The sequence below is a fragment of the Desulfoscipio gibsoniae DSM 7213 genome (assembly GCF_000233715.2).
In the GTDB taxonomy this organism is placed as follows: Bacteria; Bacillota; Desulfotomaculia; order Desulfotomaculales; family Desulfallaceae; genus Sporotomaculum; species Sporotomaculum gibsoniae.
The window spans coordinates 3,082,030-3,107,178 of record NC_021184.1; the positions used below are offsets into that span (position 1 = coordinate 3,082,030).

Annotated in this window: 18 protein-coding genes and 1 pseudogene; 10 read left to right on the plus strand and 9 right to left on the minus strand. The window is 46.1% G+C overall.

Annotation, left to right across the window (positions count from 1 at the left end):
• Positions 1 to 114: 114 nt before the first annotated feature.
• A pseudogene (locus DESGI_RS14405) lies at positions 115 to 909 on the plus strand (Mu transposase domain-containing protein); the annotation flags it as partial.
• Between the two features lie 6 nt (positions 910 to 915).
• Entirely contained in the window at positions 916 to 1,692 is a 777-nt protein-coding gene (gene istB / locus DESGI_RS14410) for an IS21-like element helper ATPase IstB (protein WP_006520729.1), read from the plus strand.
• Positions 1,693 to 1,770: 78 nt separating this feature from the next.
• On the opposite strand, the gene DESGI_RS14415 is transcribed toward istB, so the two are convergent.
• The 6 genes from DESGI_RS14415 to DESGI_RS14440 all read right to left on the minus strand — a co-directional run bounded on the left by DESGI_RS14415 (position 1,771) and on the right by DESGI_RS14440 (position 9,977).
• Positions 1,771 to 1,998 (minus strand): hypothetical protein, encoded by a 228-nt coding sequence (locus DESGI_RS14415; RefSeq protein WP_041284913.1) that lies wholly within the window; start codon positions 1,996 to 1,998, stop codon positions 1,771 to 1,773.
• A gap of 204 nt (positions 1,999 to 2,202) precedes the next feature.
• Complete coding sequence (locus tag DESGI_RS14420) at positions 2,203 to 2,817, minus strand: hypothetical protein (RefSeq protein ID WP_006520728.1); 615 nt, start codon at positions 2,815 to 2,817, stop codon at positions 2,203 to 2,205.
• Positions 2,818 to 3,818: 1,001 nt separating this feature from the next.
• Entirely contained in the window at positions 3,819 to 5,612 is a 1,794-nt protein-coding gene (locus DESGI_RS14425) for a MutS family DNA mismatch repair protein (RefSeq protein ID WP_157872791.1), read from the minus strand.
• 62 nt (positions 5,613 to 5,674) lie between these two features.
• Positions 5,675 to 6,847 (minus strand): efflux RND transporter periplasmic adaptor subunit, encoded by a 1,173-nt coding sequence (locus DESGI_RS14430; protein ID WP_006520726.1) that lies wholly within the window; start codon positions 6,845 to 6,847, stop codon positions 5,675 to 5,677.
• Between the two features lie 14 nt (positions 6,848 to 6,861).
• Positions 6,862 to 9,267, minus strand: coding sequence for an ABC transporter permease (locus tag DESGI_RS14435; protein ID WP_006520725.1), 2,406 nt, complete (start codon positions 9,265 to 9,267; stop codon positions 6,862 to 6,864).
• Complete coding sequence (locus DESGI_RS14440) at positions 9,267 to 9,977, minus strand: ABC transporter ATP-binding protein (RefSeq protein ID WP_006520724.1); 711 nt, start codon at positions 9,975 to 9,977, stop codon at positions 9,267 to 9,269. Before DESGI_RS14440 ends, DESGI_RS14435 begins: the two co-directional genes overlap by 1 nt.
• Positions 9,978 to 10,220: 243 nt before the next feature.
• On the opposite strand from DESGI_RS14440, the gene DESGI_RS14445 reads away from it, so the two are divergent.
• The 8 genes from DESGI_RS14445 to DESGI_RS14480 all read left to right on the plus strand — a co-directional run bounded on the left by DESGI_RS14445 (position 10,221) and on the right by DESGI_RS14480 (position 20,915).
• Positions 10,221 to 11,123 carry a fumarylacetoacetate hydrolase family protein gene (locus DESGI_RS14445; protein WP_006520723.1) on the plus strand — a complete coding sequence of 301 codons (903 nt, stop codon included), beginning with the start codon at positions 10,221 to 10,223 and terminating at the stop codon, positions 11,121 to 11,123.
• A 36-nt stretch (positions 11,124 to 11,159) separates the two neighbouring features.
• Positions 11,160 to 12,275 (plus strand): M42 family metallopeptidase, encoded by a 1,116-nt coding sequence (locus DESGI_RS14450; RefSeq protein WP_006520722.1) that lies wholly within the window; start codon positions 11,160 to 11,162, stop codon positions 12,273 to 12,275.
• A gap of 95 nt (positions 12,276 to 12,370) precedes the next feature.
• Positions 12,371 to 12,544 carry a small, acid-soluble spore protein, alpha/beta type gene (locus tag DESGI_RS14455; protein WP_006520721.1) on the plus strand — a complete coding sequence of 58 codons (174 nt, stop codon included), beginning with the start codon at positions 12,371 to 12,373 and terminating at the stop codon, positions 12,542 to 12,544.
• A 168-nt stretch (positions 12,545 to 12,712) separates the two neighbouring features.
• Positions 12,713 to 13,876 carry an iron-containing alcohol dehydrogenase gene (locus DESGI_RS14460; protein ID WP_157872792.1) on the plus strand — a complete coding sequence of 388 codons (1,164 nt, stop codon included), beginning with the start codon at positions 12,713 to 12,715 and terminating at the stop codon, positions 13,874 to 13,876.
• A gap of 12 nt (positions 13,877 to 13,888) precedes the next feature.
• On the plus strand, positions 13,889 to 15,553 hold the full coding sequence (locus tag DESGI_RS14465) for a GAF domain-containing sensor histidine kinase (RefSeq protein WP_006520719.1): 1,665 nt from the start codon (positions 13,889 to 13,891) through the stop codon (positions 15,551 to 15,553).
• A gap of 88 nt (positions 15,554 to 15,641) precedes the next feature.
• Entirely contained in the window at positions 15,642 to 17,177 is a 1,536-nt protein-coding gene (locus DESGI_RS14470; RefSeq protein ID WP_006520718.1) for a sigma-54-dependent transcriptional regulator, read from the plus strand.
• 508 nt (positions 17,178 to 17,685) lie between these two features.
• On the plus strand, positions 17,686 to 18,849 hold the full coding sequence (locus tag DESGI_RS14475; protein WP_006520717.1) for an iron-containing alcohol dehydrogenase: 1,164 nt from the start codon (positions 17,686 to 17,688) through the stop codon (positions 18,847 to 18,849).
• A 338-nt stretch (positions 18,850 to 19,187) separates the two neighbouring features.
• Entirely contained in the window at positions 19,188 to 20,915 is a 1,728-nt protein-coding gene (locus DESGI_RS14480) for an aldehyde ferredoxin oxidoreductase family protein (protein ID WP_006520716.1), read from the plus strand.
• A 119-nt stretch (positions 20,916 to 21,034) separates the two neighbouring features.
• On the opposite strand, the gene eam is transcribed toward DESGI_RS14480, so the two are convergent.
• The 3 genes from eam to DESGI_RS14495 all read right to left on the minus strand — a co-directional run bounded on the left by eam (position 21,035) and on the right by DESGI_RS14495 (position 25,137).
• On the minus strand, positions 21,035 to 22,387 hold the full coding sequence (gene eam / locus DESGI_RS14485; protein WP_006520715.1) for a glutamate 2,3-aminomutase: 1,353 nt from the start codon (positions 22,385 to 22,387) through the stop codon (positions 21,035 to 21,037).
• Positions 22,388 to 22,616: 229 nt separating this feature from the next.
• The gene (locus DESGI_RS14490) at positions 22,617 to 24,398 is read right to left on the minus strand and encodes a sigma-54 interaction domain-containing protein (RefSeq protein ID WP_041285556.1); all 1,782 of its coding nucleotides are present in this window, start codon (positions 24,396 to 24,398) and stop codon (positions 22,617 to 22,619) included.
• A 193-nt stretch (positions 24,399 to 24,591) separates the two neighbouring features.
• Positions 24,592 to 25,137, minus strand: a complete 546-nt coding sequence (locus DESGI_RS14495; protein WP_006520713.1) for a 2-oxoacid:acceptor oxidoreductase family protein — start codon at positions 25,135 to 25,137, stop codon at positions 24,592 to 24,594.
• Positions 25,138 to 25,149 lie beyond the last annotated feature (12 nt).

Genomic DNA, 25,149 nt, shown 5'->3' on the forward strand with positions numbered 1-25,149 from the left:
CTGAATATTATCTTCAATTGTATTCTATAGATTGGCTTGTGTACTGCGCTCCCGCCGATTTTGATGATAATATGGATTTGAAGATAATCTTTCTTATCAATAATTGAAGATAAAAAAGATAAACCAAATGTAGAGGGTTCTGTAGGGAATATATCCACATGGATTACCGCTGCATTAAGAAATGAACAGTTCTTTTCACTGGCGGAATTAAATCGCGCCATTCGGGAGAAACTGGAGGCCTTCAATGCCCGACTTTTCCAAAAGAAAGAGGGCAGCCGGTTAAGTCTCTTCCTCGACGAAGAACTGCCATTACTGGCGCCATTACCTGCTACCCCTTATGAACTGGCCGAATGGAAAGAAGTCACCGTTCAGTTCAATTATCACATATCCGTTGACGGAATGCTATACTCAGCCCCTTACGAATACATAAAACGTAAGGTTGACGTTAGGATAACAGATAAAACAATTGAAGTTTTCTATAATCATAACCGCATAGCCTCCCATCGCCGTCTTTACGGGCGCAAAGGACGTTACAGCACCATAGTAGAACACATGCCGGAAGACCACCAGAAATATCTGGAATGGAACGGCGATCGTTTCCGCAAATGGGCTGAGCGAATTGGAAGCAATACGTATCAGGTGGTAGATGCAATACTTACCTCCAAACGTGTGGAACAGCAGACTTACAAAAGCTGTATGGGGCTTTTAAAGCTGGCTGACAAATATTCAATCGAGCGTCTGGAAGCCGCCTGCAATAAGGCACTTTCCTATACAGCCACCCCCAGTTATAAGAGTATCAAAAACATACTAACAACTGGGCAGGACAAGTCACAAAGTGAACCGGATAAATCGGAAACCACACACAATAACTACGGCATTACAAGAGGTGCCGGCTATTACGGGAGGTAAACATCTATGACAAACCAAAGTACGATTGATAAATTAATTGAAATGCGCCTGACTGCCATGTCAAATTCATTCCGCAACCAGCTGACTGATGCCAAAATGAAAGAAGTACCTTTTGAGGATCGCTTCGGTATGCTGGTAGACATTGAATACAGCAGCCGAAAAAATAACCGTTTAAAAAGACTGATCAGGAATGCTGATTTTGACCAGCCGGATGCTAGTGTCATGGACATTGATTATACATCTGGACGTAAGTTAAACAAGCAACTTATCACAAGGCTTGCAACCTGTGAATATATCACGGAATATCGTAACATTTTCATTACCGGAGCCACAGGTAGCGGGAAAACATATATGGCCTGTGCCTTTGGTATGGAAGCCTGCAAGCAGTATTATACTGCAAAGTACGTAAGACTCCCTGACCTTCTAATAGACCTTGAAATGGCAAGGAATGAAGGCACCTACAAAAAGGTCATGGCGAAATATGCTAACCCATTACTGCTCATTATTGATGAATGGTTGCTGCTAAAACCAAATGAAAATGAACGCAAAGACATTTTCGAATTACTACATCGCCGTAGGAAGAAATCCTCTACTATCTTCTGTTCCCAATACAGAGCAGACGGCTGGTATGAGCAGCTCGGTGGTAACGATGGTCCCCTGGCGGATGCCATACTGGATCGTATCGTTCATGATGCATATAAAATCAATATCGAAAGCATTGATCCGTCCAGGGACATTTCAATGCGTGAGGTATACGGTTTAGATAAAATACTTAGTGAATAACTAAATGGTGGTGGCCCAGTAGTTCCAAACAGGCGACTCACGCCACACCGGAACTGCGGCTTCGCCGCACAGGAACACTTATATCCATATTAATGGCGGTTTCCCAGTTCCGGACAGACGGTTTCCGTTTTTCCGGAACTGCGGTTTCACCGCAACGGTATATCCAAGTTCCTCTTCTACTTGCTTCATCAGTTCATCTATTTGACAGTTTAGCATGGCGTAGTGCTCTAACAATTCTGCCAACTCCATCCGAGCGGCTTTAACGCCCGCTGTGATGCCAATGGATTTCTTGGCTGTCCGCACCAATAGCTGAGCCCGTTTGAGACCGACCGATCGGGCTTATTTTATCCGAAGAGAGGGCTCTGTCTTAATAATGGCTCTTTTTGAACAGATCATTTAGTTATCATGAGGATGGTACAAATTAAAAGTGAGTTATTAAAACAGCCGCTTAGCGCTTATAATCCAAGGTTATAAGTTTGTTGTAAACTATTGCAAGGAATGTAATAGATGCTAAAATTCGTATGAATATACCTTATTTGTCTCGTTAAATCCAACTACTTCCTTAATATATTTTATATCACCTATCATGTAATTCATGTATGTGTTTTGATTTTGGTCGATTTTTATCACATTAACAGCGCTATTCTTATATTCAATATGTACTTCATTTATACTTTTATCATTAATATAACCGCCTATTAATATACAATCTCTACCATCATTTAGCGATAAGATGATAGTATGTTTTGTGAATGGGGCTTTTAAATCAACTTTAGCTATGTCAATCTCATTTAGCTTGTAAAATTTATGCTCTTTTTTTATACAAGCTAATCCCTCATGTAATATATTATTCTGTTTTATGAGAAACATAACAAAAGAGTAGTTTTCAACAGGATTTATCTCTTTTATAGTAAGATCAGCATTTCCAAAGTCATTTTTTATATTGTTCTTAATTAATTCTATAATATCTTTTTCATAGTTGGATGAATCAATTACATAATTTATATTATTTATCTTTATTGTGCTGTTATTAGAATTATTTGAGTTTTTTTCATTAGGAATGCTGCATCCAAATAATTGCACAAGTCCCAATAATAACAAAATAACGGTAAGAATCTTACTCATAATGAATCCTCCGATTTATCACTATTTTCTAGCACTACTTTTTTGTAGTCCAAATATCCGCGGTCAAAAACATTTAAAGCATCTTTTTCTGTAACTACCAGTTCTTTGCTAAAAACCGGTTTAAGTAATTGAAAAAATGTTGATTTTGTTGTATTTGTCCTGCATTGTAAATCTCCTTATACTAGAGATTTGGGTAAGGACTACCATATACCTATTATAAGGATTTTTTCTTTGCAAGGACAGGTTTAATCTGCCGATTTGGCTTAATATAATTAATTTTAGCCGTTTTTGAGTCTTTTTAAAACTTGACGTAGAGCAATTCTATTTATGCAACGCTAGTGATTTAGGGGAATGACTAAATTTTCGCCCCTGCAAGAGTTAATGGTTTTAAAAAGTTTTTATGCAATCATAAAACAATGTTTTAAGTTCGTCCTTAGCGTCTATCTCTCCACTCAAAACCATCACAACAAAATCATCTTCAGTTACAATGAACGCATAATAACAAAGATATTCTTTGTGGGCACTGTTTATTGTGCATTCAAAGGCTACGACGTCATATTTAGTTACCTCTGCAATGTCGTCCAGTATTCTTTAGGTGCGGACTGAGGTGGTCCTGAAGTTTGAGTTAATTCTAGTTCACCATCACCACAACTAGACGCAAATAATAATACTATTATCAAAAAAAGAAATCTGCTCATATTATTTATAAACTGTTTGTCTTGGTTCATAAAATCACCTTCGTTTTTATTGATATTGCATATGGTGTAAAAAGGAAGGAAGTCATGATGTAAATTAATAATCTTTTAATCATGGGGAGTAAAAAGTTAGATTATTGATAATCGGTATAGCCTGTATCAGGAAACTTCAAAGCCACAATGCCTTAAATGAAATTTGACATACTCTTTATTCGGAAAATGTTCTTCAATCAACTAAAGAAACTCCTGTACTACACTAACCCCGCTACACTACGGGACGGTTAAATCGTTTTCCCTTGGCTTTGGTTACTTTAACTCAATACCAATAATCTTCATCAAAGCCAATGCATTGGTGGATTTCGAAACCCCGGGTTTAAGACGATAATCAAATGTAATTTTCCGACCGGTGATCTTATCGGTAAAATGATAATTCTTAATCAAAGGAATTTCTTCTTCCAAGCTGCTTAACTCCAGGTCGTGAGTAGATACCAGCCCAATGGTTCCCAGATCATGTAAACTCCTGATTACCGCTTTAGCGCCTAGAATTCTGTCCTTGGAATTGGTTCCCTTGAAAATTTCATCAATTAAAAAAATCATTGGCTTACCGGTTTTACCGGCATCCACTATCAACTTTATTCTTTGCAGTTCTGCATAAAAGCTGGAAATGTTTTTCTCCAGGTTATCATTGATATGAATACTAGAATAAATATCCATAAAGCAACATTTGAACTGACCGGCACATACAGAAGCACCGGCAAAGGCAAGCACTAAATTAATACCCACAGTTCTAAGCAGAGTGCTTTTACCGGACATATTGGAACCGGTAATAAGCAAAACCGTACCCGGTTCGGACAGTTCAACGTCATTATAAACGCGCATTTCATCCTTGATCAATGGATGTCCCAGTGCAATCCCATTAAGTTCAGGTTTGGAATCGGTTATTTCGGGCACCGCCCAATCAGGGTGATCATGGACCAAGCCGGCCAGGCTGGATAATGCTTCAAAATCGGCCAGCACCTCAATCCAGGTTCTGAGTGAACGACCGGAACTGTTTCTCCAATTCTCCAACATTATCACCGTTTGCAAGTCCCATAAAATGCCGATATTAATAATGGGATGCAAGCTGGAATGACGCATACCAATCCTTTCCACAATTTTAAAAAGCTGTTTAATCTGCCGTGACGGGACATCTCCACCCCTGGACAGCTTTCTCTTCAAACCCTTCAGCACTGGCGTCGTAAAATTTTCCGGTTCAACACATGCCAATAGTGCCGTATAACGCCGCAGCTCATTAACTGTGTTACCGGTTTTGATAAATATTTGCCCGGCGGTTTTTTCCGTTAAAGCTACGATTACTATCTGAATCGCCAAGGTAAAAACCCAAATATACCGGGGGATAAAATGCAAGTATCCGAGGGCGGCTAAAATTAAGGTTATAATCGGAAGGAATAGAAGTAATGATGTAAACTTGTTTGTTAATAATAGTTTAGCTTCCGCCCAATCCAGTAGTTTTTGTAAATCACCAGGTTTTCCAGGTTTGTCTAACATGCCTGTGGCCTGAAAATGTTGGCGCCAATCCAAACGTAAGCTCAGTTCTTGAATAGCTAGTTGACGGTGCTTAATTTCTTTTAAGCCGGCTGAGGAATTTAGCAATTGAGCCAACCTTTCTTCACCAACAAAAGAAGTGGTGGCATTAATGTACTGGAATAATGACCCTTGTCCAAAAATATTCAGGTCTAATGAATAACGATGTTCAGGGTCGACGAACCGCTCGCCGGTATTGGCAAACTCCAGCCATTTGCCCTCCAAACGACGCATGGCATTATCATTTATACATACTAGAGAATTTAGGTATCTGATATGATCTTTAATCCGGTTATGTTTAATAATCATCCAAATAAAAATTAGGAGCAGTATACCAATGCAAAACAGATATACAGGTTTTGCTGATTCAAACGAATAGGCCAGAGAAAAAACCACCGCAGCCATAAATACCAGGGGGCGCAAAAATACATATAAATCGTTTTGCTTGCTAATTGCAGATAGTTTTGACGACACTTTTTCCTTTTTAACCTGGTATTTTTTATAAATTTTATCCACTAATTTATCACCATCATTCATTATAGCTATTTGATCGAAAGGCAGGTAATACCTACTTGATTTTATCCCTTAATCCTGGTGTTTTCCTTTAAATCCAGGCTGCCGTCCCGAATAAGTATTTCCCCTGCTTGGAGGCCTCCGGTACTTTCAATGTTTTCCCTGTCCCCGATGCCCGTTTTTACAAGCCTGTGTTCAACCCGGTTATCTTTAACCACCATTACTTCCCTGCCGCCGTCTTTTAAGGTGCGCACGGCTTCCCTGGGTATGATTGATACGTTATGCCTGGTGGACGTCTCAATGGCCACTTTTACCTCGTACCCGGGTTTCAGGTTGGCTGAGTCATGCAGTGAGATTATAACGGGCACCCGTCTTTGGATAACCCCAAGGGCTGATTGTTTTTCTTCAGCCTGGGGATATATTTCCATTACCTCACCGGTTAGTATCTTTGAACCGAGGACCGGGGCAGTAATTTTCACTCGCTGACCCAGGCTTACCTCACCCAGGTCGTCACTTAAGATATCCGCCTTAATTTCCAGTTGGCCAGTCACCGCCACGCTGGCCAGCAATGTGCCCGGGTTTACCACCTGTTCCTGTTTGGCCGGCAGATTTAAGACTAAACCGTCAACCGGGCTTTGCATTGTCAGCTGCCGCTCCTTGAGGTTAAGGTTCTGCAATGACTGGTTTAATCCCGACTCCTGTGCTCTGGCGCTTTCCAAAAGTTGTGTCTGTTCTTTTATGCTTTGTTCCAACGTCTCCACTTTTAAACGGGCGGATTCAAAATCAACCGCGGTCATAGCCCCGGCTGCATATAATTCCCGAGCACGTTCCAGATTGCCGGCGGCATTTTTAAGTTCCAGTTGGGTACGGTCTATAGCAGCCTGGGTGGCAGAAATTGAGGCTGTGGTTTGGTTCAATTGAGAGCGGGTATCAGTAATTTGCATGGACAGGTCCAAGTTCTCCAATACCACCAACGCCTGTCCCTTTTTCACGATCTGGCCGGTGTCCACTGATACCTGAATGACCTTGGCATTTTGGAGGGCTTGCAAGTCGTATTTGGTGGCGGGCTGAACATAACCGGTATCTTCCACAGTCTGAATTATATCCCCTGTCCTGACCTGTGCCGTTTCCGCTTCAATACCGCCCATCATAACCATTATTATAACTGCTAACGCCAATGTTATAACGATACCTGCCAGCACAAACATTTTTTTTCTTCGTTTAGCAACCGGTTTCATAATGTACACCCCCATTAATCTTTATTCTTCAATACTTCCACCAGCTGAAGCTGTTTGACACCCCTGACAGCCAGCAAATGCGCAACGATAATGAAGAAAAAACCGCCCAGCACAGCATATAAATAAGTGGCTGGATAAATTAAGACCGGATAGGTGAACAAGTCTGTACTCACCGTACTAATATAGCCCTTAACCATCAAGTAGCCAAAAGGCAATCCCAGGGCCACTCCAAGCAAAGATTGCAAAAGATTTTCCTTCAGGAGTATACCCGAGACCTCTTTTATCGAATAGCCCAGTACCCTAAGCGAGGCTAGTTCCTTTTGTCTTTCCGAGAAACTGATTACCGAAGAATTGTATACTATGGCAAAGCCCAGCAACAGGGCAAAGAAAACCATTACTGTAATGGAGTAAATCATGGCTTCCATATTCTTATTGAAATTGTCCAGTTCCTTTTGGCGGCTGAGAATGGATGACACACCGGTCATTTCCTCCAGTTCCGCTTCAAGCCCGGCGGTGAGTGCCGGGTCCATTTTCAGCATCACACCGGATACCAGTTGTCTCTCATGTAGCAGTGAATTTGCCTGCTTAAGAGAGACGAAACAACCGCCTCCCACCAGCTGCCTGTTAATACCCATGATTTTAACCGGGGTCTGCCTTGCCGGGCCAATGCCAAGCATCGTTTCCACTTCCACCATATCGCCGACCTTTGCTCCCAGCCTGTCCGCCGTCCTCTGACTGATCAGCATGCCTTCCAGGGGTACTTCAATAGAGCGTTCTTGATGATCCGACAGCCTTTTTAAGGTGGTTCCTGGATTAATTCCCGTAATTGAATCATCTTCACTTTTACCGTTAAATTTGATTTTAACCGGTATCTCCAGCAGGGGTTCCGATCTTTGCACACCCTCAATGCGTTCTATACTCAACAGCTCGCTTTCTTTAACCGGTGCGGTAAAGCGTACCAGGTAATCGTAGCGCTGGTTCTGGTAAAAGTGTGATTTAATCATGTAGTCCACGGCATCGATGGTAAATAACGATACCACCAGCATACCCACAGCAAAAACTACTCCCACCATAGTAATACCAAAACGCCCCAGGTTCCGGGCAGCTGATCTGATGCTCATTTTCCAGGCGGTATCCAGCCGGTGCCACAGCCATGAACAGCTTTCTACCGGTGTTCTACCGCCACCTTTGGGAGGCTCCGGGCGCATGGATTCAGCAGGGTTTATAGTTACCACGCTGCGACACGCAGTCAAACCGGCCAGGGTGCTGATGGCGATACTGAGCACAAATCCATAGACCATGGCTTGGGTGTTAACAGCACCTATGGTTGACGGCAGGTTGAAATACATGGCATAGGCCTGGGACATGACCGAGGCCAGGGCGAGACCCAGCAGCGTTCCTAAAATGGCACCGCATAAAGCCACCAGTATTGAGTACCCGGTATAATGCAGTATAACTTGCCGGTTAGAGTAACCCAGAGCCTTCATTACGCCGATTTGTAAGCGCTGGTAGCGAACCATACGGCTTAGTATGACAAATTGGATAGCTGCAGCTATACCCAGAAAAATGGCAGGCATATAGCGTGATGATGCCTTCAGACCGTCCAGCTCCGCCTCCAGCATGGCGTTGCTGAGCTGTTGTTTGCGGGGATAACTGCCCAGATTGCCATATGGCTCCAGTATGTCTTCAACCTGTCCGGCCACCCGGTCGGCGTCGGCACCCGGAACCAGAGATATAAGCACCTGGTTTATCTGACCCGGCAGGTTCAATATTTGCTGCGCCCTTTCCCGGGACATCATAATTACACCGAAAGTCCTGGGATCGGGCAGCAGAGTGCCGGCGTCTTTCATTAGATAAATAAATTCAGGCCCGGTAGCGGTGCCCACCACAGTTAAAGGCACGGTCTTTCCCTCGGCCACTATGTTGACGGTATCACCATATTCCAGCAGGTTACCTTCAGCATACTGGGGATCCACCAGTATTTCGATATCCCCGGTGCGGATATGCTCCCCGGGCTGTGTAACCACCGCATCTGCAGCAAAAAAACGGCCGGTGAGCAGTTGCAGGCTGTTAATTTCGTATTCCACGGGCAGTGTATAGCTGGTTAGGCGAGCGGTGGCCCGTTTGTTATAGTCGTTAACCAGGGTGACATCCTTTTGTATGCGCCCGGTTACCCCCGCCACCCCGGGTATGGTTTCAATTTGTCTGGTCACCTGCTGCGGGGCTTTGATTACATGAAAGTAATAGTCTGCAAAGTTATTGTCCCGGTAAAACTTTTCTTTAGATGCGTTTAAATTGTAATACGCAGTGGTCATGGCTATATAAACTGCTATACCCACCGTAACCACCGCCACCACTGCCAGGAACTGCCCCTTTGTTTTTCCGATGGTGCGCCATAACTTTTTATTCAGGGCACTCATTACCACTCAATCCTTTCCGGTGGCAGAGGAGTGACATTCTCCCTGATATCAGCTATGGCACCGTCCCGCATGCGCACCACCCGGTGGGCCATATCCCCGATAGGGGTATTATGGGTGACAATCACCACTGTGCTGCCCCGATCCCGGTTAATTTTAACCAGCAGGGCCAGGATAAGTTTCCCGGTCTGATAATCCAGGGCGCCGGTAGGCTCGTCACATAACAGCAGGCGAGGGTTTTTCACCGCCGCCCGGGCGATGGACACCCGCTGCTGCTCACCACCGCTCATTTGGGAGGGGAAATGGTCCATTCTATCGGCCAGTCCCACATCCTTGAGTACATCGAGCACATCCAGTGGCTCGTCCACCAAGTCAGCGGCCAGTTCCACATTTTCCCTGGCCGTCAGGTCAGGTATCAAGTTGTAAAACTGAAACACAAAACCGATTTCATTTCTTCTGTAATTAGTTAACCGCTTGTCACCGGCCAAGCTGAGATTTTCGTTCAAAAAAAGCATCTCCCCGGTGGTGGGAAGATCCATTCCGCCCATGATGTTCAGCAAAGTGCTTTTGCCCGAACCGCTGGGCCCCAAAATCACCAGTATTTCACCCTGATAAACATCCAGGGAAGTTTCCCTCAGGGCATTAACCGTTATTTCGCCCATATGGTATGTTTTGGTTACCCGGTCAAGCCTCATCAGTACATCCATGGTCATAACCCACGCCCTTAACGGTTTTTGGCTGTGCCATACGGCTGTCCAATAGATTGTTTTATCTCTAGTATTCGTAGTCTAATGAAGTTTACCTGCCAAATTATTTTACTTATCAACAAAATACAAGCTATGCAGGCGTGCACGATTAAAGAATATTCGAGGCTAGACCCTTGCTGTTGCAATATTGAAAAATAATCTTTAATATACAAGCATAACCAACATGCTATTTATAAGGAGGAAAAAGCATTGTATTTGGTAACTTTTCTGTTTGAGAGGCAAGAAAGTCTAGGGGTATTAACCAGCGATAGACAGCAAATCATACCCTTAGAAACCATTATTCAACAATCGACACCCGGTACCATGGTGGAGTTTATTGAAATGCTGTCACAAGATAGCGCCGGTAATAGCGACGCATATTTCGAGCAACTGCAAAAAGCAGCGGATGAAAAGAACGGCCTGTCATTGAACAGTGTAAAAGTTTTGGCGCCAATACCCCGCCCGCCGCGGGGCGTCATTTGTATGGGCAAGAATTATCAAGAACACGTCCAGGAAATAGCAGAGGCTACCAAACAAGCGGCGGATATACCCAAATACCCGGTTTATTTTCATAAAATAGTTGACCAGGCACCGGGCCACCAGGATAATATTCCCAATCACAACGCAATTACCAAAGCCCTTGATTATGAAGTGGAACTGGCCGTGGTTATCGGCAAAGAAGGTAAAAATATACCGGCTGAAAAAGCGGAGGAATACATATTTGGTTACACCATACTGAACGACATCACCGCCCGGGATTTGCAGAAACGGCATCAGCAGTGGTACAAGGGTAAAAGCCTGGACGGCACCTGCCCCATGGGACCTTATCTAGTCCACAAAAGCGCCATTGATTTCCCGCCTGCCTTAAACATACAGTGTTATGTAAACGGTGAATTACGGCAAAACGATAATACCCGCAATCTTATCTATGATATCCCCCACATTATCAGCGACTTTTCCCGAGGCCTAACGCTGAAACCGGGCGATATAATATCCACAGGCACTCCCTCGGGCGTGGGAATGGGGTTCAAACCTTTTAAATTTTTGAAAAGCGGGGATAAAATTGATTGTAATATTGAACAGATTGGCACACTAACAAATATTGTAGAATGATCTAGCATTTCATTTTAACCCAAAGGGGTGTTACACTTGGCGGTTAATATTAACGATGCGCTGAGAAATGAAATTGTCGATCTGCTGCGAGAGCTGATACCCGTAGCGGGTGTTACGGGGTTTGAGGATGCGATCAGGGAAAAAATTATAAATTTGCTGGAGCCCACCGGCCTGCAGATGAGCACTGATCATATGGGCAACCTTTACGGCACTGTGCCGGGCAAAAAAAGCGGCGGCACCAAACTTCCCAGGGTAATGATTTGCGCTCACATGGATGAAGTAGGTTATGTGGTCAGCAACATTGACGCCCAGGGGTTCATTTATCTTTATCCATTGGGCGGCATACCTGAATACTTAGGACCGGGTGAATGGGTGTCGCTGCATACCGGTTCAGGAGTCGTCCAGGGGAGTGTAGGCATGCACCCGCCTCACCTGCCGGTGACGGGACAGCGGGAGATTTTCGTGGACGTGGGAGCGCAAAACAAGGCTGAGGTACTGCAAATGGGGATTTCTACCGGCACGCCGGTAACCTTTACCCATAGTTTTTACCAACTCAACGAAAACCGGGTGATGGGCAGGTGTCTTGATGACCGGATGGGCTGCGCCGTTCTGATAGCCCTTTTAAACACGTTGTCTACTGACCCTGTTGAGGCCGAAGTCACCGGGGTGTTCTCCAGCACTGAAGAGCACGGCATGCCGCCAGGCAGCGGTCCATCCTACGTGCACGGGTCCCGCGGTGCTCTGGTTGCAGCCATGAAAATAAAACCGGACTTTGCCGTGGTGGTGGACAGCATGGTATGCAGCGATATACCCGGCATTCCCACCCACCTTCGCCAAATCAGCCTGGGTCAGGGTGTGGCGCTGCGCTTGGTGGACGATCTGGCTATTATGCGCCCGCCCATGCGCACCTTTTTAAAGGAAACGGCTAAATCAGCCGGTGTTACCATACAAGAAGGCATATCACGTTCTTATACCGACACGTCGGCAATCCAGCTTTTCGATATCCCGGTGGCAACCCTGGGTATACCTTTGCGCTATGCCCATGCTCCCGCCCAAATAGCCGACATTAATGATCTGGTGCAAACAACACAATTTATGAAGGTCATTGCGCAAAAAGCCGGGCAATATTTGTTTAATTTTAATAAAAAATAACTTACAGGTATAGTAAATGAATTTCAACAAATACTAGCAGATGAACTTGCTTAACCCTTAATCATTTCCAAACACCCAAAGGAGGCAGGCTAATTATGGCCAGAAGGCGCGGCAGCATTATGTCGGACAAGCTGAAGATGGAGTTAGCCGGAGAACTTGGGGTTGCCGATATTGTACGTGCAGAAGGCGGTTTCGGCAGTGTTTCGTCAAGGGACTGCGGTAATATGGTCCGCCTGGCTATACAAAGGGCAGAACAGTCAATGGTTTAGGGAAGCAGGTTCAGGGATGCGCTAAATAGCGCATCCTTTTTGTTTGCCGGGTGACAAATGGAGATGGTTCTTGCTTGCCACACTTGCTCTTTAGTTAATCAGCATAATCTGCTACAATATATAGTGTACCATTTTGACACATAATCTTACATGATGTGGGGTGGCGACATGAACAGGATCAATATGAATATTAGCAAATTTGTTGCACCGGAAATAATCTTCGGCCTGGATGCCATCGGCCAGGTGGGAGAAAGTGCGCTGCGCCTGGGCGCCAAAAAGATTTTTGTAGTTACAGACTACGGTGTAAAAAACCACAGCTGGGTGAATAAAGTTTTGCAATACCTGGATCAGGCGGGATTAGAATGCCAGGTATGGTATGACATAACCAGCAACCCCAAGGATACCGAAGTGGCCAGGGGGGCCGAGGAATACCTGGCCTCTGAATGCGATGCCATAGTAGCCGTGGGTGGCGGAAGTCCAATAGACGCGGCCAAGGCCATGGCCATCATTGCTACCAACGGCGGCCAAATCCAGGATTATGAGGGTATCAATAAAATCACCCGGCCGCTGCCACCCATGCTTATGGTACCTTCCACCGCAGGTTCAGGCTCTGAGGTATCCCAGTTCGCCATTATAGTAGACAAGCAGCGCAAGAAAAAAATAGCCATCATATCCAGATCCCTGGTGCCGGACATTGCCATTATCGACCCGCAACTACTGCAAACCAAGGATGCACAGCTTACTGCAGCCACCGGAGTAGATGCCCTGAGCCACGCCATTGAATCTTATGTTTCACTGGCTGCCAACCAGTTAACTGATGTCCGGGCCATAGAGGCCATAAGATTAATAGCCGAAAATCTGAGAGAATCAGTGGCCTGCCGGACCAATATGCAGGCTAAATCCGCCATGGCTATGGCCAGTTTGCAGGCCGGCCTGGCCTTTTCCAATGCCATATTAGGTGCTACCCATGCCATGACCCACCAGGTGGACGGCCTGCTTGATCTGCACCATGGGGAAACCAATGCTATTTTGCTGCCCCATGTCATGGAATTTAACTTAATATCCTGCGCAGATAAGTACCGACAAGTAGCTATAGCCATGGGCGAAAACGTAACCGGCCTCAACAAACAGGACGCGGCCCAAAGGGCCATTAGCGCTGTGCGTCGCCTGGCACGGGATATCGGTATCGACTACGGGCTTTCCGCCATGGGCTTCAGGGAGGAGTATATACCCGAGCTGAGTAAAAACGCCCTGCATGATGCCTGTATCATAACCAACCCCAGGGACGCCAATGCTGACGATTTAGCCCGCATTTTTTATAAGGCTTTGTAAGGAGGATTGAAGATGGAAAATCAGCATTTAATTAATGAAAAAAAGTATCTAATCGAACAACTCACCGGCATTCATTCCTCCAAAATAAATTATTACCTGGAAGTTAAAAAAAGAAATGAAGAAATTATCAAGCAAAATAACCGTTTAGAGATTATACATCAAATCATCAAGGATATTAATATAGATATGTCGCTGGGGGATATCATCGAGCGAGTATACCAGCGCCTGCCGTTAGTTATTCACTGCGACTTTTTGGGTTTAGCACTGATGCAGCACAGTGATTTATCTATGACAGCCATGATTCCCGACTGCGACTGCACTGGCCGCCCGGTACCATTTAAATCTTTACTCTGGCATACCGTGCGGGAGAGACAAAGCAAAGTATATTCCTTTTCCAAAGAGGAGCGCACAGCGCAGGACTGCCCGCCCATTAATCAGCTGAACCTAGTCTCCCTGGCTTTGGATCCACTGATTGTCAAAAGTAACGTAATTGGTGTGCTGATGATCGGCAGCCAAAGGGAAAACGCTTATACCGAGGATGAGGTCAAATTTACCCGGCAGCTGGCCGACCAACTGACTATTTGCATAGAAAACGCCCGTCTTTATGAACAGGTATTACACGGCAAAATGGAATGGGAAGAAACTTTTCGCTCTCTGACCGACCCAATTTTGTTAATTGACCAAAACTATAATATAATCCGCTGCAATAACCAACTGGAAGGATTACCGGGTCAAATAAACGGTGAACCGGAAAAAAGCAAATGTTATCGCTATGTATGGGGAAGAGATGAAAAGTGCGAATTTTGCCTGATGGATGAAGTTTATCAAAACCAGGCCCCTGCCTACCGCCGCATCCAATTGGAGTCGGGGAAAACATTTGATGTACATTATTATCCTGTATTTAAACCAAACCGTGAAATTTATTCGGTGATTCACCACACCAAAGACATTACTGAACAAATCAAAATGGAAGCGCAGCTGACACAGTCGGATAAACTGGCGGCTATCGGCGAAATGGCGGCCGGGGTGGCCCATGAGTTAAACAGTCCCATGACCGCAATTATCGGCAATTCCCAGATGATCATGCGGGATGGTGGTATTGACGAAAGCAATGCAGAACTTCTGCAAGATATCATTAACTGCGGACTGCGGTGTAAAAGAATCATTCAAAATTTACTCACCTTTTCCCGGCAGGACCAGCGGCCCATGGCCCGCACCAATCTGAACAAAGTGGTGGAAAGTGTACTTTCATTAGTTCAGTATCAAATTAACCGTAATAATGTGGCCATTAAGCTGAATCTTGATACAAATCTCCCGGACGTGCTGGCCAACGAACAACAGCTGGACCAGGTACTGGTCAATTTGCTGCTCAACGCCCGGGATGCACTGGAAAACAGTCCAAGGGACAAGCAAATCACCATCACCACCGAGCTCAGAAAAACCGATGCCGGCGAATATGTAACTGTCAAGGTAACAGATAACGGTGAGGGCATTCCAGCGGAGCATATTATGAAAATTTTTAACCCTTTTTTCACCAGCAAAGAGGCCAACCGGGGCACCGGGCTGGGTCTATCAGTCAGCCTGGGCATAGCCGAAGCCCACGGGGGCACCATCGAGGTGAACAGCACACCGGGACAAGGCAGCTGTTTTACTCTGTTTATCCCGGTAAACTGCTAGCATGCACAACACAACATACGAAAATATATAAGTATAGCTATTAAGTATCTTTCGCTGAATATGAATATGAATATGGGAGGTATATGCTTTGACCCCCGGTGAAAACATTCTGGTAATTGACGATGAGGTTGAGGTCGGTAGTTTTTTTCGCCGCCTGCTGCAACGAAAGGGTTTTAGCGTCAGCCTGGCCCACACGGGCAGCGAAGCCGTGCAATTGATTGAATCAGCTAATTTTGCCGTGGCCTTTATCGACTTAAAGCTGCCCGATACCAGCGGGCTTAATTTGTTGCAGCAATTAAAGAACAGCCAGCCCGATTGCGAGGCCATTATTATGACCGGCTACGGTACCACCCGCACCGCGGTTAAGGCTATCCAAATGGGCGCCTTCGACTATATAGAAAAACCCTTTGAGGATATCGCCGAAGTTGAGGAACTAATCGACAAAGCGCTGGACTACGGGCGCCGGATAACGGGTAAAACTGCGGGCCGGCCCGAGTGGTTCAACACCGCCGAACAGGTAGGTTTTATAGTGGGTAAGACTCCCAGGATGCTGCGCCTGGCCACCGTAGCGGACAAAATTGCTCAAAAAAATATTAACGTACTCATCCAGGGTGAAACAGGCACAGGCAAGGAAGTGCTGGCCCGGTTTATTCATGCCGCCAGCCCACGGCAGCAGCAAACATTTATTCCTATAAACTGTGGTGCCCTGCCTGAAAACCTGCTGGAAAGCGAGCTATTCGGCCATGAAAAGGGAGCATTTACAGGAGCTTCCTGCTTGCGCCGGGGTATTTTTGAAATTGCAGATAACGGGTCACTTTTCCTGGATGAAATAGGGGAAGCCAACCCTTCCATCCAGGTTAAATTGCTGCGGGTTCTGGAAACAGGCGAGTTTTTGCGGGTAGGTGGCGAAAAGCCGGTGAAAACCGACGTCCGCATTATTGCGGCCACTAACGTAGACCTGGAAAAAGCCGTTCAGGATAAGCAATTTCGTGAGGATCTTTTTTACCGTCTCGACGTGGTGCGCCTGGAGTTACCGCCCTTGCGGGAAAGAAGGGAGGACATTCCCAGGCTGGTGAACCATTTTATTGCCCGTGCCAGGGACCGGTCCTCCAGAACACTGCAAGTTTCACCGGAAGCTATGTTGTTACTGCAGGAGCACAGCTGGCCGGGTAATATACGGGAACTGGTCAATATTGTGGATCAAGCCATCGCGCTGTGCGAAGGTAATATGATTCTCCCTACGCATTTATCGAACAAATTATTGCAAGCTACAGCTAAAATCTTTGCCCCGGCAATGGAACATACAAGCACTGCGGAACAGTTAGTGCTTGAGACTCTGGAAAGAACCACCACCGACCCCGGGTGGGTGGAAGCGCTGAGCCAGGACAATATTTTAAAAGCCTACCGGTTAACCAAGCAAATCCAGGAGAGACTCTTCAACCGCATGCAGGTGTTGTCGGTACCAGGCCCTCTACCGCCCAGCCTGGAGGAAATGGAAATCGAGACTATTACCCGCACCCTGGCTTATTACGATGGCAATATAACCACTGCAGCCCGCTCCCTGGGCATAGGCAGAAACACCCTCTATAGAAAGATTAAAGAACACGGTATAGAAATCAAATGACCCAAAAGGCAACAGCGAACCTTAACCATTAGGGTTGGCTGTTGCCTTTTACGCTTTGACCAATCCCGCCATATTTAGTACGTTGAATTATGCTTAACTGTTTTTATAAATTCCCTAAAGTAGCATGTTTTAAGGTATTTTTCTATTCCTTCTGGGCATGCTAGAAAATTATAATTCAAGAACATTTGTTGTGCGTATCACACTGTACATAAATGCATTAGTTTAGCATGAAATTCCAGTATAGACTAAAGCTGATCTCTTTGTCCCTTTTCGGCACTATGGTTCCATAATAGAACTTGCCCTTAGAGTTAATAATAACTTTTTAGTTTCATTTTGGACCATTATCTTAATTATTTATATATTTACTATAATTTTTATTCGCTGCAAATTTAAAAATGCTTGAAATAAACGCACTGGCACGACCTTTGCGTTTAAATAATACTCAAAATAAATAAAATAGTAGGGAAATTAAAACACCTACTCATAATTCAAAGGAGGTAATCATTTAATGGCATTAGGAGAACAGGTTTACGGTTATTTTATCCCCACGGTCAACCTCATGGGTGTTGGCTCTCACAAAGAAACCACTAATCAGGTAAAAATCTTGGGCGGAACCAACGCACTCATCGTAACCGATGCATTCCTGGCCAAATCCGGCATGGGTGATGAAATTAAAGCCCTGGTGGAAGCCTCCGGCGCTAAAGCCACCGTATGGGGCGGAGCCGAGCCCAACCCCACCGACAAAAACGTACATGACGGGCTTAAAGTTTATCAGGACAACAATTGCGACATGATCATTTCTCTGGGTGGCGGCAGTTCCCATGACTGCGCCAAGGGTATTGGTATTGTTGCCACCAATGGTGGTAATATACGAGACTATGAAGGGGTGGACAAGTCTTCCAAAGCCATGCCCCCGTTTATAGCAATAAACACCACCGCCGGAACGGCCAGCGAGATGACCCGTTTCTGTATCATCACCGACACCGATCGTAAGGTTAAAATGGCTATCGTTGACTGGCGGGTTACACCCAACATCGCCATTAACGACCCCCTGTTAATGGTGGGTATGCCACCGTCCCTTACCGCTGCCACCGGCATGGATGCGCTGACCCACGCAGTAGAAGCGTATGTATCCACCGCTGCCACACCTGTTACCGACTCAGCAGCATTGATGGCTATCAAGCTGATTTCCGAGAACCTTCGTGCCGCAGTGGCCAACGGTTCCAACATGGTGGCCCGGGACAACATGGCTTACGCTGAATTTCTGGCCGGCATGGCCTTCAATAACGCTAGCTTGGGCTACGTACACGCCATGGCTCACCAACTGGGCGGTTACTATAATCTGCCTCACGGCGTATGCAACGCTATTCTGCTTCCCCATGTTTGCTTATTCAACCTGATCGCAACCCCCGAGCGTTTTGCCGACATCGCCGAAGCCATGGGCGAAAATATTGAAGGACTCAGCACCCGGGCAGCCGCTGATGTGGCCATCGAAGCCATCCAGCAGCTTTCAGTAGATGTGAGCATACCCACCGGATTAACTGAGCTGAATGTGCAAGAAAAAGATTTTCAGGTAATGGCCGAAAACGCTATGAAAGACGCCTGCTCTCTGACCAACCCGCGTCTGGCCACCCTGGAGGATGTCATTCAAATCTACCGCAACGCCATGTAGTGATCTGATTGTCAACGACGTTGTTGTAAAAATAATACTTGTCTCATTTTGGGGCTATTGTTCCAGAATAGAACGCCATCGTTGTGCAATTTCAATGCATAACGATGGCGTTTTACAGTAAATATCCCAAATTATTAGAGTTATTTATTGCTACAAGCGCTCCTATGCCCCAAACCTGTTAGACATCATGCTGGCATATTATTTGCTTAGTTATTTAGAACAAGTATTTAATAAAACAACAATGCCGTTGCACAAAGCGCATATTTTGTGTTTCAATTAACTCAATAACATTCCTTATTAATTAATCACCTAATTGTATTATAAGGAGGAAAAGAGATATGCAAAAAATACTTAGGGTCAACATGGCCAACAGAGATTTTAAAATTGAAGACGTACCGCAAAAATACGCCGCTATGGGCGGCCGGGCATTAACCTCGCAGCTAATTGCCGACGAAGTACCCGCCACCTGTAATGCCCTTGGAGAATTCAACAAGTTAGTAATCGCCCCGGGCCTGCTGTCCGGCACCCAGGCACCATCTTCGGGTCGCCTTTCGGTGGGCGGCAAGAGCCCGCTGACCGGTGGCATTAAAGAAGCCAACGCCGGCGGTATTACATCTCAAAAGCTGGCCAACCTGGGCATTAAAGCCATCATCATTGAAGGTAAGCCCGCCGGCAAAGGTTTTTCCCTGCTTAAAATCACCCCGGACGGCATGGAAATGCTGCCCGTCGATGATTTAGCCGGCAAGGGCACCTATGAGGTAACCGCCATTTGCCGCCAGCGTTACGGCGACAAGGTGGCCGTCATCACCATTGGCCCGGCTGGAGAAATGCTCATGCCCTCCGCGGGCGTAACCAATAATGACAGCGATGGTAATAGTAGCAGGTACGCCGGACGCGGCGGTTTGGGTGCCGTTATGGGCTCCAAGGGTTTGAAGGCCATCGTGGTGGACTGCCCTAAAACATTCGATGCCCCTGTCCAAGACCCCGTGCGATTCAAGGCAGCAGCTAAAAAGTTTGCCAAAATTCTCCTGGATCACCCGGTTTGCGGCCAGGGACTGCCTGCGTATGGTACCAACGTTTTAATGAATATCATCAACGAGGCTGGTGCGCTGCCTGTACGGAACTTCTCTTATGGCCGGTTTGACAAAGCCGGTGAAGTAAGCGGTGAAAAACTGGCCGAAGTAGCCAACGCCAGGGGCGGCAAAGCCACTCACGCCTGCCACCCCGGCTGCGTAATGCGCTGCTCCAACGTCTACCCCATGCCGGACGGTAAGGTTTGCTCCCCCATCGAATATGAAACCGCCTGGGGTTTCGGCCCCAACCTGGAAATCAGCGACCTGGATGTAGTGGCGAAATTAAATTACATTTGCAATGATGTAGGCTTGGACACCGTTGAAGCCGGCTGCACACTGGGCGTACTGGCCGAAGCAGGTGCAATCCCCTTTGGTGACGGCCCGGTTGCCATTGCCGCCCTGGAAGAGGTGGGCAATGGCACCCCGCTGGGCCGGATCATCGGCAGCGGTGCTACCAATGCCGGTAAAGTGTTTGGTGTCACCCGGGTTCCTGCCGTCAAAGGCCAGGGCATTCCAGCTTACGATCCGCGCTCCTGCAAAGGGAACGGTGTCACTTATGCCACCACCACCATGGGTGCTGACCACACGGCAGGATATGCAGTTACAGCGAACATTTTAAAAGTTGGCGGCTTTGTCGACCCCACCCAAAAGGGTGGGCAAGTAGAATTGTCACGCAACCTACAAGTTGCCACCGCGGCTATAGACGCCTCAGGCCTGTGCCTGTTCGTAGCCTTTGCAGTGCTGGACAACCCCGAAGGACTCCCCACCATCGTGGAAATGATTAATGCCCAGTATGGAACTGCACTTACAGTGGACGATGTAGTGGCCCTTGGACAAAGTATACTTAAAACAGAACGGCAGTTTAATAAAGAGGCCGGCTTTACCAAGGCCGACGATAGATTACCTGAGTTTTTCAGCAAAGAAGTGTTTGCACCACATAACACCCAATTTGACGTTAGCGACGAAGAGTTGGACGAGGTTTTCAATTTTTAAAGAATAACTCAAGGCATTACTCTAACCCCCTTATTTATATAAAATCGCCTCTCGATAAATAACTTTATATACTTCAAAACCCCTGTTCCTTTCCGGAACAGGGGTCCCTTTTTACGGCTTTAGCTCGGCGTATTATCCTTAAGCCCGGCTTCCCAGCCGTATGGGCTGTCCACATCTGACGGCGGATCTACACTGCTTGCCGGATATCCGCCGTTGGCACAGCGAAAAACCTTTCCCTCCCAGGTTCTAATCATCACGTTATCCTTTTCCACTGACAATAAATATTGAGGAAGCAATGGCGTCTTGCCAGCACCACCGGGCGCATTGATGATATACCACGGCACGGCCAGGCCCGATGTATAACCGCGCAAGTTTTCCATTATTTCCAGTCCCTCTTGAATAGTGGTTACAAAGTGTGTTGTGCCTTTAACAGGCTTGGCATGAAAAATATAGTACGGGCGAACATGTATTTTAAGTAATTCATGGTTTAATTTCTTCATTATGTGCGGGTCATTGTTAATTCCCTTAAGCAGCACAGCCTGGTTACCCAGCTGTATGCCGGCCTTGGCCAACATACGCGTGGCCTTTAAAGCTTCCCGAGTTACCTCCATGGGATGATTAAAATGCGTATTCACAAAGATTGGATGGTGTTTTTCCAGCATGTTACATAGTTTGGGTGTAATACGCTGCGGCATAGTTACAGGTACCCGGCTGCCAATGCGCTTTATTTCAACATGCTCAATATTATCAAGTTCGGTAAGTATCCAATCCAGCCAATCATCAGATAAAGTAAGCGGATCGCCACCGGTAATCAACACATCCCGCACCTCGTGATTAGCACGGATATACTCAATGGCTGCCTTAATATCCTCTACAGAAGCTGGCCTATCCACTTCACCTATATTGCGCCTGCGCTGGCAATGCCGGCAAAACATGGCACACTGGTTGGTTGCATTAATTATCAAACGATCTGCATAACGGCGGGTAATCCGCGGGGCTGGTGATGTATATTCCTCGGCCATGGGATCTTCTTTGCCCCAATTATCACGTATTTCCCAAATACTTGGTATACCCTGCATCCTCACCGGACAATTAGGGTTGTCTGTTTGCATAAGGCTTAAATAGTAAGGCGATACTGCCCAGCGGAATTTCCTGCTGACAAATTCAATATGGCCGGCTTCTTCATCCGTAAGCGGCAGAAGCTGCCGTAACTTTCTTACATCGCTGACTCTGTTACGCATTTGCCAGCGCCAGTTTTGCCAATCAGAATCCGTAGCGCCCAAAAAATTTAGTATGTTTCTTTTTCTCGTTTGGTATTGCTCTTCCAATTTAAAGCCGGTAGGAATATGTTTGGCAGCCTTCAGGTAATCTTCAATACGGTGCTTTAACTCCCCGGCCCTCTTCATGGCCACCTGGCGTTTTTCATGATCCGGGTGCACTAACAAACTCTTCTTATTGATTAAACTATCCAATAAACCCCACCTCCATATGGTATTAATTTGTATAAATTAAATAAACATGCAAACATACTGTTAATAATTAATAAGTTGCTTGTTGGTGAATAAATTATAAGCCAATTACATTATATCAATAAATAGTTAAAGTGAAAAGTTTATTTTTTAAAAATGTATATCTGCACACAAGGCATATATGGTTTAGGCATAACCATAACACGTTATATTTGTAATGCCCTGCAAATATTTAATCCTGATTTAATCGGTATTTACTAATTTTTCGGTAAATAGTAGCCCGGCTAATGCCCAGTGCAGCCGCAGCGCGCGTTTTACCCTCCTCTGACCAACCATATAGATTAAGTGCTCCATTGATGGCTTCTTTTTCCAAACATTTAAGTGGCTTAATCTCCATTGTGTTCACCGGCATAGAACTGTTTTCATGGTGGCGCAGACGAGGAGGAAGACTATCAGGTTCAATTACTGTCCCTTCTTCCAAATTAATGGCATATTCAACCGCATTGATCAACTCTCTGATATTGCCCGGCCAGTGATAATCCAGACACAGTTTCAGCGCCCCTTCGCTAAAGCCTGTAATATTCTTTTGTAACAGCCCGGCAAACCGGTGTCTGTAATGTTCCAGCAGTGCGGGTATATCATCCCGGCGCTCTCTCAGCGGTGGCAGCACCAATGGAATAACGCTTAGACGGTAGAAAAGATCCTCACGGAAGCTTCCCCGGCGCACCATTTCCTGCAAATCGCTGTTGGTGGCAGCAATTACCCGAATATCCACATGTATAAGCCGCGTGCCGCCAACCCGTTCAATCTGTCTTTCCTGCAGCACACGCAGCAGCTTGGCTTGTAGATAAAGGGACATATTGCCGATCTCGTCGAGAAAAACAGTGCCGCCATTGGCCAGTTCAAATTTACCTGGTTTACCACCGCGCCTAGCACCGGTAAAGGCACCCTCCTCATAGCCAAAAAGTTCGCTTTCCAGCAAATGCTCGGGTATGGCCCCGCAATTTATGGGCATAAAGGGTTTATGTCCATGCGGCCCGGCGCTATGGATGGCCCGCGCAAAAACTTCTTTACCCGTGCCGCTTTCGCCCAATATAAGCACAGTGGAGTTACTGCGGGCTATTTTTTGGGCTTTGTTTTTTACTTCACGAATGGCTTTACTTTCGCCAATAATATCATTGAAATTAAGCATTTCTTGGGTGGTGACGATTTGATAGGCCAGTCTCTGGGCCTCTCGAAAATCCCTAAAAGTGGCCACCACCCCTGCACAAGTTCCTTCTCCGGAACGTACGGGCCGGGCGGTAATCAAAAGGTGGTGTCTTTTACTACGGGCGTTGACAAAGTATTCACGGGAATTAAACCCCTTGCCCTTTTTAAGCACTTGCAGCAATGGCATATCCTCAAAAATCCGCTGTATCGGCTGTCCCAGCAGCTGATCCTTAGGCATACCAAACATTTTCTCCGCGGATCGGTTACAATGCGTAATAATCCCGTGCTCATTAATAGCCAGGACACCTTCATAAACGGCATCCACCACCGCTTCCAGTCTGCCGGCCATAACAATTTTATCTTTAAGCATTTCCCGCTCCATAATTTTACCGGAGATTAGGTCAGCCATCCGACCCACAAAATCAATTAATGTTTCTGTGTTATTGTTCAAAGTTTGTTTTTGCTCTTCATTAAAAGCTACCAGGCTGATGGTGCCAAGCACTCTATCTTCCACAGAGATGGGATAAACAATATAAGCCCGGTAAAAGCAGGTGCCCGAAAGCGAGCAGGATGAACAAAGGGAATGAAAACCAGGCTCATTGATGAACACATGCTTACCGGTTTGCAAAACATGCTTGTTAACCAGCCCCCGGAGCAAACGACTACCTACATCGGCCCGCACCTGACCGGTACCCGCCACCCGTACCAGGTTGGCGTTAATTATCTCCACTTCAACTTTTAAAGCAGCGGCAATAGCATCGGATACCCGCTGTTCCATTTCTCTGGCCTGCATCAAGCTGAGCATTGGTATAAACCCCCGAAATTTATTGAATAAGAAAAATGCCATTAGTTTAACTACTTTAGTTATACAAAAGCTACAAAGCTTAGTTTTTTGAACAACAAAAGAGGAGGCTTTATCCATCGCCTCCCCCGCTTATTATTTATCATAAACCAGATACAAGCTATTTATCAATATATTAAAAAGTGCTGTATAATCATCAGTTTAAAACTTGCTCCGCCAGCTGCCAACCCAAATCCAGCGCCTTTTTATTTAACTCTTCAGTTCCCCGGGGCACGCGGGCAAGCAGCGCATCGGTTAAAGACTCCTGGGATACAACACCTGTAATTCTTGTCACTGCACCAAGGGCCACAACATTGGCCACCATCTCCCGTCCAACCTGTTCCCGGGCCGCCCGGCTGATGGGTAGAGCATAAACAACGCCTTCCACAGCGGGCTGGTTATGCACATATGTGGAATCTATAATTAACACACCGTCTTTATCCAAATCTCTAACAAATTTATCACATGCTTCCTGGCTCATGGCCAGTAGTACATCCGGCCGGGCAACCCGGGGATAATCAATTTCCTCGTCACTGATAATAACCTCGGACCGGCTGGCACCGCCACGGGCTTCCGGCCCATAAGACTGGGACTGTACTGAGTTCTTGCCGTCCCGGATAGCAGCATCTGCAATAATGATACCAGCCATTATAAGACCTTGCCCCCCGCTACCGCTTAACCGAAGTTCTTTATTTTCACCCATAACCCTCACCCC